The sequence below is a fragment of the Marinomonas piezotolerans genome (assembly GCF_003362755.1).
Taxonomy (GTDB): Bacteria; Pseudomonadota; Gammaproteobacteria; order Pseudomonadales; family Marinomonadaceae; genus Marinomonas; species Marinomonas piezotolerans.
The window spans coordinates 110,515-125,272 of sequence record NZ_QKRA01000008.1 but is presented as its reverse complement, the minus strand read 5'-3'; the positions used below and the strand labels follow the sequence as shown (position 1 = coordinate 125,272).

Below are 14,758 nucleotides of genomic sequence, written 5' to 3'. Positions count from 1 at the left end.
GATCTAACCACCCACTATTATAAAACCATCGCAAGACACATTAACTTTTTTAGGAGATACATTATGAATAACTCTTCATTTGATAACTTAGATACTGACTTTTATATTGAACGCGCTTACGAATTACGTCGTCTTTATATTGCAGCCGCTGTGAAAAACTTTGCTCTACGCATCAAAGCATTTTTCACTCCTACAAATCGCAATCTTCAAGGTAGCGCTGCTCACTAAGCATCCGCACCCATGTTGCCCTCGTTTCTGATCGCAGTTTAAAAACAATAATTCGATCAGCAAAACGTGGCGGCGTCCTCCTCTGCTCCATTCATCTCCACCTCTCATTTTTATCTTCCAACGTCATCAGTTCTAACCGATCACCAGCATTAAAACGCCAAAACTGTCACAATTTTGTCACGTAACTTTCATACGATATAAGCTTAATACTCAATGGCTTACTGTGAAATCTATGCAAAACGAAAAAGCTTTGTTACTTAACAGAATACTCGATGAAGGGCTCATCACTCCGGTATTCCAACCTATTTATGATCTAAGTAATGGACAAGTTTTTGGTGTAGAAGCTCTCTCTCGTGGGCCAAAAGATACCGAGCTTTATACACCTGATGCATTGTTTCCGTATGCACAACAGCAAGAACGGTTACATGACCTAGAGTTACTGTGTCGATCCAAAGCCATTTCAAAATTTGCTGAGCTTGCATTACCTGGCCGCCTCTTCCTAAACGTTAGCGCATCTTTGCTAGGTAGTCCGGACCATCAGTCTGGCATGACTCTAGCCATTTTGAATGAACTCGGGGTGGATCACGAAAACATTGTCATCGAGTTGTCTGAACAATATCCTTATGACCATAATGGGCTCAGCCGCCAAAGTGTTGAGCATTACCGTCGTATGGGTTTCCAAGTCGCCATTGACGACTTAGGTGCAGGCTATTCTGGTTTACGTCTCTGGTCGGAGCTACGTCCCGATATCGTTAAAATAGACAAGCATTTCATTGATGGCATTGACCGAGACGACGTAAAACGGGAGTTCGTCCGCTCCATTGTCAGTATTGCTCGTCGTCTTCGCTGCGTTCTTATTGCAGAAGGTATTGAACAACAGCAAGAGCTCGACCAGTTAATCGAACTCGGTGTGCAATATGGTCAAGGCTACTTCCTCGCTAGACCCTATGAACAGCCTGTTGTGGAAACAAATAGTTATTTGGAACGTCAAGCCGAGCGGCGCGAGCGATTTAACAGAGACCAAAGTGAAACGGTACTCACTCTTTGCCGTGAAAGCCTCAGCGTGAAGCAAAACCTCCCTCTCATTGAAGTCGCAAAACTATTCAAACAAAATCAACAACTGTTCACGATCCCTGTACTCGAAAACGGCCGCCCTGTTGGCGTCATTCGCAGACATGCGTTACACGAGCTGTTTTCAACTCCTTACGGTCGTGCACTCTACGAGAACAAGCCAGCAATCAACATCGCGACTCATGACGTTTTGATCGTGGAAAGTTTTGTCCCATTGTCGACGGTTTCTACCATGTTTACCGATCAAGAAGCCGAACTGCTTAATAACGAAATATTGATCACTCAAGACGGCCTCTATGTCGGCACAGGGCACCTAAAAGACCTTCTCAAGCGTATTACTGAGCTTAAAATTCAAAACGCGACCTACTCTAACCCGCTAACACTTCTACCAGGTAATGTCCCCATTAACCGGGATATCGATATGCGGCTTCAGCAAAAACAAGATTTCTTCGTTGCCTATTTTGATCTGAATGATTTTAAGCCGTTCAACGACTATTACGGTTACGCAAAAGGTGACGCCGTCATCCAATTATTAGGAAGCATCATTCGCAGCCATGTAACGACTGACTATAATTTCATTGGTCATATTGGAGGGGATGATTTTGTCGTTATTTTTAGCGACGAAAACTGGTGTCAGCAATGTGAAAAAATTCTCGATGTATTCGCCCAAGAGATACGTCAATTTTATTCAGCTGAGGACCTTGAAGCGAATGGTATCTGGAGCAAAAGCCGAGATGGAAAGTTACAGTATTTTCCTATTTTAAGCTTGGCCATTGGTGTCGTAAATCCAAATCCAAACGCCTGCGAATCACACCATTTTGTCGCCGAGCTGGCCGCGGTTGCAAAGAAGTCTGCCAAAGAAATCGGTGGCAATGCGATCTACCAACAACCCTATCAGTATACGTATGAAGATGATCAAGAAAAGGTCGCCAACACTTGCTGCAATTAAACTCCAACATTTTGCGTCTATCGTCATAAAGACGTCATACACTCCTTTTAGCCTCTAACATAACCATCAAAGAGGCACTCGAATGCAAACTCAATTTCGTGCAGTATTTATTTCAGATGTACACTTGGGCACCAAAGCCTGTCAAGCTAGCCACTTACTGAGCTTCCTAAGGAAGGTTGAAACACAGACACTTTATCTTGTCGGTGACATTGTTGATCTGATCGAAATGCGTAAGCGCACTTATTTTGATGACGAACAACAACAAGTTGTTCAGCGCATTCTTGAGCTTGCCAAACAAGGTACCCGTGTTGTTTATATTCCAGGAAACCACGATGCCTTTTTCCGTCAGTTCTGTGGTCAGCGCATGTCGGGGATTGAGATCGAGCGACAGGCGATTCACATTACCGCAAACGGGCGACGCTTTTTAGTCAGCCATGGTGATGAGTTTGATCAGATGGTAAAGGTCAGCCCCATCATGCTTGCTATAGGCGATAAAGCCCACGGACTTATGCTAGCCCTTAATCGACATATCAATCGCTTCAGAAGAGCATTTCAACTCCCTTACTGGTCCTTTGCTGGTTACATTAAACAGCATGTCGGTAAAGCGCAGGAGTTCATTACGCGTTTTGAAAGTGCCGCGATCAAAACAGCACGTAATAAAAAGCTAAATGGCTACATTGGCGGGCACATCCATTTTGCACGATTTCAACGTCAGGCGGAGATACTCTATTGTAATGATGGGGATTGGGTCGAACACTGTAGCGCCTTAGTCGAGTCAAATGCAGGTGAACTAAGCTTAATTCACTGGTCAGAGCATCCCTGCTATTTAGCCACTGAGCCCGCTGAAGAGACTCTAGAGCAAGCACCGTCTTTAGCATAAATACGGCTTAGGCGATTGTCTTTGAGCTCAGTCGAATATGCCCACCGCCTAGTTTTTTCAAATCCTGTAGGCTCGGTTCTTGCCGACTATAATGAGCTATTTGCGCCAGCAATAGCTCGGCGGTGGCCAACGCATCGGTTAACGCATCGTGACTCGGATAGTCTGGAAGACCGTAGCGGTCGCGGCAAGCTCCTAGGCGATACCCCCCTTCTTGGATCACCGTTTGAGCACGTTCACAACGCCGCCTTTCGATCTGCATGGTGTCAACCCAATCAATAGCCAAATCCGGCATCGGCTGAGTTTGCCAAAGCATTTTTAGAAAACCCAGCTCTAAAGGTGAGTAATGCACTACCAACACCTTATCTTTCATTATCTGGCGCAAATACCGAAGCACACTCGCATGACGACGCCCTTGCTCTAACACATCGGTATCGGTAATCATGTGAATCCCAACACTGCTGTCATCAATCTGCGCGCTATCCAACAGCAGATGCTGAGCCGTGTCCAATTGAATCACCCCTCGCTCAATCAACACCCATCCTAAACTAATCACCTGATGTTGCTTGGGATCGAGCCCTGTCGTTTCCATATCTAATACAAAGTACGTTGACTCTTGCCAAGATCTGGATTGCTCTGACCGTCTTGCCTGCCAAGTATCGAAGGCACGCACCATACGATTTACCAACATCTAAGCATACCCACCCGAAAATCGCTGAAGCGCAGCGGCCTGACCGTCTGCAATCATGGCAAAAGTTTGTTTTAGATGTTTGCGCTCCAGCGAACTCAATTCACTCGGATCAAGGTAAGCACTGGGCTCACCGGTTTTTTGCCAATGCTTACGTTGTGCCTGCAAGCGCAGTTCATTCAATTCATCCCACGCTTCCATCAGGTTACGCGCCACATCTAACCCAATCAGCTTTTCCCGCGCAGCCTGTTCCAGTCGCTCTTTTGTACTCACTTTATAATGACGGCATCCAAGGCCATAAATACGCGCCAAATCATTGATCAACGCCAAACCTTGATGTTTCAAATCTAAGTGATGTTTATGCTCGCCTGACGATTCCAATAAAAAATTTCGGAAAAAGCCTAAAGGGGGTTTTGCTACAGTTGCGGTGCGCGTCAAGGTCGCTAAGAATAACGAGGTTTTCATCACTCTGCTCTGCATCCCTGCTATAACACGCTGCACACAGGCGTCATCACCATAGACACAACGAATATCAAAGAAGATGCTGGCATTTAACAGTGCCGAAGGGGAACTCGACTCCACCCAATCAGTAAATGAAGACTGCCAATCAGCCTCGGGCAAACGCCATTTCGGATTAGATGCCATAATTTCACCTGGACAGCGGCGAATCCCACATTGGTCTAAGCCTTCACAAATATATTGCGCCAATGATGCAAAATAAGCGGCTTCTTGTTCATTGGGTGTCTTGGATAACAACATACCATTGTCTTGATCACTGCCCAGCGATTGGTCTTTGCGAGCCTGTGAGCCAAATACAATAAAGCTAAAAGCAAATGGCGGCCGACCGAAGCGCTCGAAGCCTAACTCAATCAGCCGGCGGGTTAAGCTATCAGTGATTGCCGCTATGACGCTCCCTATATCGGTGGTTTTCATATCTGTCAAAATTAAATTAACAATTAGAGTTGTTAACTGACTGCAAACCTTTTGTAGGCTTTCTACATCCTGCTGGCGGTTAATCTGATTAATCAGCAGCAATGGACTTAGCTCTTGATGTCGCAATAAATCTGCCGCTGTCACCATACCGACAGGCGTTAAATCACTTTCCACAATCGGCAAATGGTGAATATTGTTTTCACTCATTAAGATCTGAGCATGCATAACCAACCCTGTCGGATCCATCGTAGCAGGAGCTGATGTCATCACCTCAGCCAATGGCAAATCGGGTGACGCCCCGACCGCTAATACTCGTGATCGCAGATCTCGATCCGTTACAATACCGACCAATTGATTGTGTTCAATGACCATAATGGAGCTGACTCGAGCCTCCGTCATCTGCTTGGCTGCCGCCTGAACGGTGCTGGTCACGCCTGCCGTGATGAGAGTTTGAGACATGATTTGGGTAATAGGTGTCGATAATTGCAAAGCGGGGGTAGCGAGGTCGGTAGCTTGCGCCCGAGATAACTTACGTAACCGACTGGATCGCGTATGCGCAAAAAAAACAGCAAAGTCTTCGCTTTCTTGAAGTAATGTTTGAAAACCCTCTTTCTGAAAGCGATAGATTAGGCTGTCTTCCAGCACCACAACTTGGAGGCCTTCTGGGTTTTGCTCAAGGACACTGGCGACACCAAAGCAGTCACCGTCTGCCAGTTTATCGACCAATGCACCTTGTGAGGAGCGGATTTCGCACGCCCCACGGCGGATAAGATGTAACGTGGCTCTCTCGTTCTTTAAGTTTAAAATTTCGCCTTGGCGAGCATAGGTTAACTCTACTCCTGCGAGTAATTGCTTCTGCTGAGCATGGGTTAAACTAGAAAAAGGAGGGGTCGCATCTACGAATTTTATGACTTCGGGAATATCGATTGCAGCCATACCAGCTAACCTAATCATTGTTATTTTAACAACAAAGATACGTCTTGAAGACGCAGGTTGCCACCATTCTGGCGCGACTTAGACTAAGGTCTAACAGGAATTTGAAGGGCCTCTACTTATGACTGATATGAAAGCGATTGCGTCCTGAGTTCTTGGCGTCGTACAGGGCATCATCTGCTCGCGTTAACAAACTATCGATGGTGTCTCCTTCCTGATAATGGGATAAACCAATGCTGATAGACGTTTGAATAATCTGTCCATCTAGAACATCGAATCTGGCTTCCTGTATCTCCCGCACAAGATTATTCACACATATCTCGACGTCATCCGCATTTTTATGAGTAAACACGACCAAAAACTCTTCCCCACCCCAACGAGCCACATGACCAAGGTCTCCGACAGTTTGCTCAATCAGATGGCCCACGGCTATCAAGACTTCATCTCCAACCAAGTGACCATGGGCGTCATTGATACGTTTGAAATAATCTATATCGATCATGCCAAGCTTAATATGCTGACGCCGATGATCATATTCTCGCTTAAGAGTGCGCAGCATCTTTCGTCGATTTGGCAGTCCGGTGAGGGTATCCATCAAGGAGGCATGTTCAAGCTCTAGGTTTGCTTCTCGTAATGCCGTTTGATAACGATCCGATATGCGCGTTATTTTCTCTAGCTGACGAATATGTTTATCAAATCGCTCACCCAGCGTTTTTTCACGCTTCATCATCATGTCTTGATAAGCATCAGACACTCGTACCATTTGCTCAACACGCTGCCACTGCTCCTGGTTATATTGCCAAAGCTCAGCCAGCACGTCGCGTACAGGATTGTCGTTATGCTCAATATCTTCTAAGACGCTAAGCACACGACTTTCGAGGTCCTTTATATTCGGTTTCATTCTTGTCCTATGATATTAAACGCAAATGAACAATCTTCTTTGAACTCTTCTGCAAGCTCTGCTACACGCTCATTGTCCAAATCATAATGCCAATTGACAGTGACTTCTCGCCCTGCATGATGTGCCTCTTCTAGCTCATCAAATATATCCATCATGACTTTGATACTACTTGTATTGAGGTACAGCAATGTCAACTCTAGCGATAATGGGCGTGTTTGTTCTTTCAAATACTGATCTACCCAAGCGACTAAGTCACTGTAGTACTCAAAAGAGTTTTCTGGGTAGGAGTCCCCTTCCATATAGATGATACCGCGACCTGCGTCTGTCTCAATTAACGGTGTGGATTGGGTCGCTTCTATCTTTAAATCATTCATGCTCTGCATTCTCAAATTTGTACGCTTAAACTAAAGTAGCCCTTGGCACCGTCGATATTTTTTAGGGAACAGGTCATTGGAGCGGTCGATTTACGAGCCATATCAATCAACCCTAAGCCAGCCCCGCTGACTGCGTTCTCGTCCCGCGGTTTGCGTAGCTGCTCTTTGTAGATCTTTTTCAATGCCGCTTTATCCATTTTCGCGAGCGTCTGAACCTTCTGCTCCAACACCTGCCCATCTTCGAATCGAACGAGGTTGCCCGCGGAAATATGGTAATGGCCTTCTTTTAAACTCACGACGACCGTTGCAGTATCAGCACCAGACACGCCAGAACGTGTCGCATAATGACGAATGTTTTGCGTCAACTCTATGTACACCGCGAAAACATCTAATGCTGAGGCTGGCGACGCTTGTTCTGTTTTCAAGTAATTACGCAATGCGTTACCGATCTCTTCTATCAAGCTACGCGAAATGGGTCCGTTGAAACACAATAAGATTTTTTCATCGTCAAATCGTGATCTGAGCTCATATAAATCTGGCGCAAACATACTATTTTTCTGCCCCTGCATTCATTAACTGTTCAAAGCGAAACGACAACAGCGTGATATCGTCGCGTTGAGGTAGATCGCCCATGTAAGCTTCCAACGCCTCTGCGAAAACACTTGTCTGTTCAGATAACGGACGCTGTGCATTATCGATCAGCAATTGTTCGAATCGCTTGCTTCCGAAGCCAAAACGCTTTTCGCCCCCTGCCTGATCGAGGTAACCATCGGTCGTCATATAATAAGTCCAGCCTATTAAAGGTAAATCACTATTCTGATAAACACCTGGTTTACGATCTCCAATCGCACGCTTAGCTCCCCGATAACGCACAACTTGCTCACCATCACTGGCATACAAAGAGATCTTCGCACCGGAGAAGCGCATCGTATCACTCTGATGGCCAATGTATACAAGACCGACATCAGCATTGGTCGCTATTGCAGTATGAGCCGAATCCTCGTGCAACATTGATCGAATGGTCGAATCTATAGAATATAGCAGTTTTGCTGGATCTGCGATCCCTAGTTCATTAATGGCTCTATCAATGGCAGCACGCATCAACATAGTCATCAACGCACCGGGGACACCATGCCCCGCGCAATCTACAACCCCCAAAAGACATCCTTGCTCATTGGTGTGAAAAACATAGAAGTCGCCACCCACAATATCTCTTGGCCGCCACACCACACTGTAGTGTTCGCCTAAAAATTGTTGCAACTGGCGGTCAGGTAAAATCGCTCGCTGTATCAGGCTTGCGTAATCAATGGATGCCCCAATTTTACGATTGGCCGCTTGAATCTGAGCGTGGCTTTGCTCAAGCTCCTGAGTCCGCGCCTTAACGCGACGCTCTAGATCTCCAGTATGAGATTCCACTTGTTGAGCCATGTCGTTAAAGGTGCGACTTAAATCACCAATCTCATCATCAAACTTAATTGGCAAACGGGTATTATAAGCACCTTGGGAAATCGCTTTGGCTGACTGCTGTAGCTGGCGCAACGGCTGCAATACTAAACGATCAACCGAAAGGCCAAAACACACCAACACCACTAACAAGAGTAGCGCAAATAGGACACCCACCCCCATAATCAAATCGGTATTGAGTAAACGCACTTTCGCTAAATTCACGCTGGTTGCGATCAACCAGTTCAATTCCGGCATATAACGCAATGACAAGACATAAGGTTCGCCTTGAATCTTTACTTGAAGTGTTTCAACCGACTCACTGTTAATTGCATCGTCTATAGCCAGCCTCAACCGCTCTACAGAATCCCCTTCATCAACTAGATGGTATATTGACTCAGACTCCGCTGCACCATCGGTACTTCCCAACGCGAGCAAGTTGGAATTGTAATGAACTTCAATGCTTCCTGTTTTGGCATTAACGACGAAAGGCTGCACACCAGGTTGCGGTGACGTCGCAAAATCTTCAATGAATTTCCCTAGCGCGAACCCCGTGCCGGCTAAACCTAAATACTTTCCATCCGCCATCACTCGAACATTGATCCAAATATTGGCTTTATTCAGATATTCATTTAAATCGATGTTTATATCGTATGCACTGTTCTGCTCACGAGTGACAAAGTACCAATCATTTGCCAAGACACTCTCGTCAAGTTCATAGCGTGCTTCACCATCGACTGGTAGATGGTCATCGTAATAGTAATAGTTAAGATCTTGATCTGACGCGACAAAGACAGCACCGTCTTCAAACGCCGTTTGAAACGACATGATATCCGCCATCGCGGTCGCTTTTGCCGCAGCGTTATTTGGTTGCTCTAACCATGCTTTAAGAGAGCTCATGTCAGCGAAACGCTGGGCCAATGCAAGCTCTCGCGTCATCGGCGTCAGCACTTTTTGATAATTCAACTCGGTGTAGCTTTCTGAAAACGTTTTAGCAGAGTAAAGACGCCCTTCGTTAACAATAAACCACCCCATTATAATGGCTAGAAAACAAGCAATAATGCCTGCAGCCACCAATACCAATAGTGATTTGCCTCTTAATCCCCAACGCGCCACGAGTTGTCCTTTTCTTTTCAAAACATCAAATCTGTTGATTAACGCTTTCGCATAAAACGAGCAGATCGCCTATCGCCATAGGCCGCGCTAAACCAAACCCTTGAAACAGATCACACCCTTTATCTTTTAACCAATCGAACTGTTCTGAGGTTTCAACACCTTCTGCAATGACTTCCATCCCCAAACTATGCCCCAAACTTATGATGGACTCCGCAAGAGAAGCATTTTTGGTGCCACGTTCTATGTTCATAACAAATGACTGGTCGATCTTTAATTGATCAATTGGCAACCGATGTAAATAACTCAACGATGAATATCCGGTACCAAAGTCATCCAACGAAATCAGTACGCCAAGCGATTTCAATGCTTGCATCTTCCTGACGATGTCCCCCTCATCGTGTGCCAACATGCTTTCGGTTAGCTCCAATTGCAATGTATTAGGCGGCACATCAAATTCTTTCAATGTTTGTTCTACTTGAGAGACAAAATCGTCCTGCGAAAACTGCACTGCACTCACATTGATCGACATGACAAAGGTTTCCATTGCTTGATTGCTTTGCCAATCAGACAGCCACTGGCAAGCCATTCGAAGTACCCAATTACCTATCGGCAGAATAAGTCGAGTTTCTTCAGCTATGGGGATAAACGTTGCCGGGGACACCAAGCCACGATCAGGATGATGCCAGCGCAACAGTGCCTCCGCACCAATGATCTTTTTATCGACACTCCATTGCGGTTGTACATGCAATATGAGCTCGTTGTTGTCTATGGCATGCCGCAAGTCACCTTCAAGCTGTACACGCTCAAAAACGCGCTCTTGCATACTGTTTTTAAAGAAGCAAAGTTGTGAACGCCCCGCGGCCTTAGCCTCATACATGGCTAATTCAGATTGTTTAATAATATCCAGCGGATCGATCACGTGTTCATCCATGATCGCAATACCAATACTGATCGATACTTGATAATCAACGCCTTCAAGTTGAAAAGGCTGCTCAAACGCTTTGAAGATTCTATCTGCCACATGACTCGCACGATATGCAGCACGATCAAGATTGAGTGACACATCGACGTCTTGTAGCAATATGAGAAATTCATCGCCACCAAATCTCGCGACAGTATCTTGTTGGCGTGTGTTTTGATTCAATCGTGACGCCGCTTCTTGAAGCAAATGATCGCCGACTTTATGTCCCCATACATCGTTTATATCTTTGAAATGATCTAAATCGATGAACATTACAGCACTCTGACGCCCCGCCAAGCCATTATCTTTCAATAGCTCAGTCATCTCTTCAATCAGTAAACTGCGGTTCGCGAGACGAGTGAGGCTGTCGTAATAATTCAGCTGACGAATTTTGCGTTCCGACGCTTTGCTTTCGGAGATATCTTTAAATGTCGCGACATAGTGACTAACTTGCTGATCCTTGTCGCGTACAGTAGATATGCTTAACCACTCAGGGTAGATCTGACCATTTTTACGGCGATTCCAAATCTCTCCTTCCCAGCTTCCTTCTTTACGTAATCGCTCATACATTTCAACGTAAAACTCAGCCGTGTGCCGTCCGGAACTTAATACGCTTGGCGGGCGCCCCAAGACTTCCTCTTCTGCATACCCAGAAATACGCTCGAAGGCTTTGTTGACCCGAATGATACAATTGTCTTTGTTGCTGATTAAGATACCGTCTTGGGTTTCAAATGCCGTCGCAGCGATACGCAGTTGCTCTTCTGCATCCTGTCGTACAGTAATGTCGCGCAGTAACACCACAAAACTACTCACGTCCTGATGTTGCTCGACCTGGTTGCACACAACTGACATCTCAAACCAATAGGTTTTCTGAGCAATCAACACACTGAAAATGGAACCTCGATGACTCATCGTTTCGCGTGCTTGCGCAAGTGCCGCACCAAATACTTCAGAGGCCTCTGAAGAAAGATGTTTTGCGTATGGAGCTCCGATGTCAAAGCATCGTTTCACTTCCAATTCATCATTCGGAACATGTACGTCTAGGACCAGACCTTGTTCACTGATCTCAATCATAGGATCCGGAATAGCCTGCAAAGTACTCATTAAGCGCTGGGCCGTTTGGTGCGCCTCTTGGGTTCGCTCTGATAGTAAATAAGCAAGTTGAGACCTTTGATCACTCATGCGATAGGCTAAGAAAACAAATCGGGCGACGACAACCGCAACCAGCAGTGAGCACAAAACATACGCGCCTAAATACCGAATTGGGAGCCAACCATCGACGGGCTCTGCTTGCAACGTCCAGCTAACGCTAGGTAAATCCAACTCCACCGTAACAGGGTCGTGTAAAACCTCTGCACCTTTCTGACTAATCATCATCGGCTTGGTGGTATCTGTCCGCAGCAATTGATAAGACAAACCTTGTTGATACAAGTCATCGAGGTTGACACTGTTCAACAAGGTGTCAAGCTTGATAACCGTACTTGAAAATCCCCAAAACTTATCCTTGCCGCCCCAACGATCAATCAAGTAAATCGGCAACCGTGCAACAACACCTGCCCCTCCCTGCACCAACTCTACTGGTCCCGATAGAAGCATCTCTTTCTTAATTAACGCCTTTTGTGCTTCTTCACCTTGCTCAGCGTCAGTCAGTTGGTTGAACCCTAATACGCCTTCATTACCTTCTAACGGATAAACCTTGGAAACGATACCATCGGGTGATAATGCAAAGTTGTTCACTTGGGGATAAATATCATGAAGCGATGCGGCGACCGCAGGAAACCAACGAGTAAAGCCGCCGAACTCTCTAACTAAACTAGCAAACGTGTAGTTACTGGAAAGGCTATGATCTAGTGTATGCTCAAGGTGATAAGCATAGGTTGAAAGCAAAGAAAGCGATTTCGCTCGCTCTGACTTAGTATGTTGTTCATGAAATACATACGATAAAGAAAGACTCGCGGCAAATACTAAAACGAACGCAAAAATGCTAATCGATAGTGCGTTACGGCTTTTTGTGAAAAATGAATCACTCATAGTGACAAGATCAACTCAATGTGGTCAGAAATTTAGCCATTCATGCATTTATACGTAGCACTCAAGCAATTCATGCGAGCACACGATACAATGAAATGCTTTTTTTTACTGTAATCATGTGTAACGCATCGGCGGCATCAAGATCAAAATTAATGTCATAATACGCTCCGAGGCACATATGGTACCCTCCCCAAAAAAAATACTCTGGGAAGCAGGAAGCGCTTTATTAAAGGTATAAAGCAATTATCGGGCCTTTATTCCAGAACGAACAACAAATATATCAGTTACTTATATAACCCTTAACATTACATATTTTAACAATTGAGTGAGATGCAATTATAGGCTAGAGACAGACAAAATCTCTCTAACAATTTGACATATTGGACTCAAGATATTTGGCTGGTGCATGGTATGCGCACGTTCTAAGAAGATCGCGACAGTTTGTAAAACTTTACTCCTAAAATAGTCCTAACGTGCAAGAAAATGTCGGCTTAAGGCGTTCCATCCACTTTTTTATCCACAAGACCAACATCGACACTGGTTTCACTGTGTTCCACTGTTTTAGCGGACTTACAGCGCGTTAACACGCATAAAACCCCCTTGTAAACGTTCACCTTAGAATTCTATCCACAAATTCAAAATAGAAAACGCCAGCACGATTTTTTTCTGCTTATCCATGATCTGAACGCATAACAAACTCAACATAATCCAAGCGTTTACCTGAAATATCTATATATTTCATAACATTAAGCTTCTGTCATATCGCCATTTAACCGTTCAACACTTACTCCAGATTAAAACTATAACCACCCTCAAAAATAACTACTCCCTTACATTTGAGAGAAGCGCTAGTCTGACCATTCCAATCAGCAAATAGATGAAAGAGTCATGTCTTTAACAATGTATTCGAACACGCCAATTAACCCTACCGCGGTCCATCAATCCATCACACAGTCTGGCATTACAGACATGACAAAGGCTGGTATCCGTGAGCTGGTAACGCTAGTCAACAACATTGAAACTCAGACTCAAGAACAATACATACGCATGGAAATGGGTGTTCCTGGGCTACCAGCCCCTGAAATAGGCATTCGTGCGGAAGCCGAGGCACTGCAACGCGGTGTGGGCTCGAAGTACCCGATGATCGAGGGGATCCCGCCCTTAAAGCAAGAAATCAGCCGTTTCTGTAAGCAGTTTCTTAACCTCGATATAAGTGCTGCAAACTGCTTCCCTACTGTAGGTGCAGCCCAAGGTGCATTGGCAATGTTCTTAGTAGGAAACCGCATTCGTGAACAGGGTGGCACTCTCTTTATCGATCCAGGTTTCCCGAACCAAAAGCGCCAACTTTCCATGATAGGCCAGACATGGGGCAGCTTTGACGTCTACAACCATCGCGGAGAAAAACTACGTGCAGCACTCACGGAGCATTTAAGTACGGGGCGCTACACTACGCTGTTGTACTCAAACCCAAATAACCCTGCGTGGATTTGTTTCAATGATGAAGAGCTTCGTATCATTGCTGAAGTGACGAAAAAGTACGATGTCATCGTCATCGAAGACCTTGCCTACTTCGGCATGGATTATCGCTCTGATTACTCTATGCCTGGCGTCGCCCCATACCAGCCGACTATCGCACATTATTCAGATAATTATGCGTTGCTCATTTCAAGCTCTAAAGTCTTTAGTTACGCAGGACAGCGTATTGGTAGCCTGATCATCTCTGAGACTCTGCTCAATCGCACCTTCCCAACCCTTAAAAGCTCTCTAGGGAATGACCAGTTTGGCAAAGCCATGATCTTTGGCGCTTTGCACGGTTTATCATCTGGCGTTACGCATTCAACACAATACGGCCTTGCAGCAATGCTAAAAGCCGCAAACGATGGTGAGCTACCCTTTTTAAATCTAACGAAGGTCTATCAAGCTCGCGCAGAAAAGATGAAGCAGCTATTTACAGAGTGCGGCTTTAGTATTGTGTACGACAGCGATAATGGTGAACCACTTAGTGATGGTTTTTACTTTACTTTCGCTTACCCAGGACTGTCTGGGGACGAGCTACTGACAGCACTGCTTTACCACGGTATCAGCGCAATTTCTTTAGCAAATACTGGATCAGAACAAATTGATGGAGCCCGAGCATGCGTTTCCCAAGTAAGAGACGAACAGCTCCCTGACTTGGCTAAGCGCTTGAAAGCTTTTCAACAATATTTTTCAAACAACTAATTAAGTCATGGCCATCAGTGCCCTGTAGCACCA

The 14,758-nt window shown here is 45.3% G+C and carries 11 protein-coding genes; 4 read left to right on the top strand and 7 right to left on the bottom strand.

Annotated features, from left to right (window positions below; genetic code table 11):
• Positions 1-63 precede the first annotated feature (63 nt).
• From DN730_RS19140 to DN730_RS15175, 3 genes are all read left to right on the top strand, one after another.
• Positions 64-228, top strand: a complete 165-nt coding sequence (locus DN730_RS19140; protein ID WP_170139029.1) for an RSP_7527 family protein — start codon at positions 64-66, stop codon at positions 226-228.
• A gap of 232 nt (positions 229-460) precedes the next feature.
• Positions 461-2,248: a GGDEF domain-containing protein gene (locus tag DN730_RS15180; RefSeq protein ID WP_115468995.1), complete on the top strand. Its 1,788-nt coding sequence runs from the start codon at positions 461-463 to the stop codon at positions 2,246-2,248.
• Between the two features lie 82 nt (positions 2,249-2,330).
• Entirely contained in the window at positions 2,331-3,128 is a 798-nt protein-coding gene (locus DN730_RS15175) for a UDP-2,3-diacylglucosamine diphosphatase (RefSeq protein WP_115468994.1), read from the top strand.
• A gap of 7 nt (positions 3,129-3,135) precedes the next feature.
• Here the strand turns inward: DN730_RS15175 and DN730_RS15170 are convergent, their stop codons facing one another.
• The 7 genes from DN730_RS15170 to DN730_RS15140 all read right to left on the bottom strand — a co-directional run bounded on the left by DN730_RS15170 (position 3,136) and on the right by DN730_RS15140 (position 12,505).
• Positions 3,136-3,816 (bottom strand): 3'-5' exonuclease, encoded by a 681-nt coding sequence (locus DN730_RS15170; RefSeq protein WP_245957987.1) that lies wholly within the window; start codon positions 3,814-3,816, stop codon positions 3,136-3,138.
• Complete coding sequence (locus DN730_RS15165; RefSeq protein ID WP_115468993.1) at positions 3,817-5,682, bottom strand: DUF294 nucleotidyltransferase-like domain-containing protein; 1,866 nt, start codon at positions 5,680-5,682, stop codon at positions 3,817-3,819.
• Between the two features lie 112 nt (positions 5,683-5,794).
• Positions 5,795-6,580, bottom strand: a complete 786-nt coding sequence (locus DN730_RS15160) for a diguanylate cyclase domain-containing protein (RefSeq protein ID WP_115468992.1) — start codon at positions 6,578-6,580, stop codon at positions 5,795-5,797.
• Positions 6,577-6,954, bottom strand: coding sequence for a biofilm regulation phosphoprotein SiaC (siaC, locus tag DN730_RS15155; RefSeq protein WP_115469064.1), 378 nt, complete (start codon positions 6,952-6,954; stop codon positions 6,577-6,579). Before siaC ends, DN730_RS15160 begins: the two co-directional genes overlap by 4 nt.
• Before the next feature lie 11 nt (positions 6,955-6,965).
• Positions 6,966-7,502 (bottom strand): biofilm regulation protein kinase SiaB, encoded by a 537-nt coding sequence (gene siaB / locus DN730_RS15150; RefSeq protein ID WP_115468991.1) that lies wholly within the window; start codon positions 7,500-7,502, stop codon positions 6,966-6,968.
• Between the two features lies 1 nt (position 7,503).
• On the bottom strand, positions 7,504-9,513 hold the full coding sequence (gene siaA, locus DN730_RS15145; RefSeq protein WP_115468990.1) for a biofilm regulation protein phosphatase SiaA: 2,010 nt from the start codon (positions 9,511-9,513) through the stop codon (positions 7,504-7,506).
• 25 nt (positions 9,514-9,538) lie between these two features.
• Complete coding sequence (locus DN730_RS15140) at positions 9,539-12,505, bottom strand: bifunctional diguanylate cyclase/phosphodiesterase (RefSeq protein ID WP_115468989.1); 2,967 nt, start codon at positions 12,503-12,505, stop codon at positions 9,539-9,541.
• An 888-nt stretch (positions 12,506-13,393) separates the two neighbouring features.
• Between DN730_RS15140 and DN730_RS15135 the strand changes: the two genes are divergently transcribed.
• Positions 13,394-14,725, top strand: coding sequence for an aminotransferase class I/II-fold pyridoxal phosphate-dependent enzyme (locus DN730_RS15135; protein WP_115468988.1), 1,332 nt, complete (start codon positions 13,394-13,396; stop codon positions 14,723-14,725).
• The last annotated feature ends 33 nt before the right edge of the window (positions 14,726-14,758 follow it).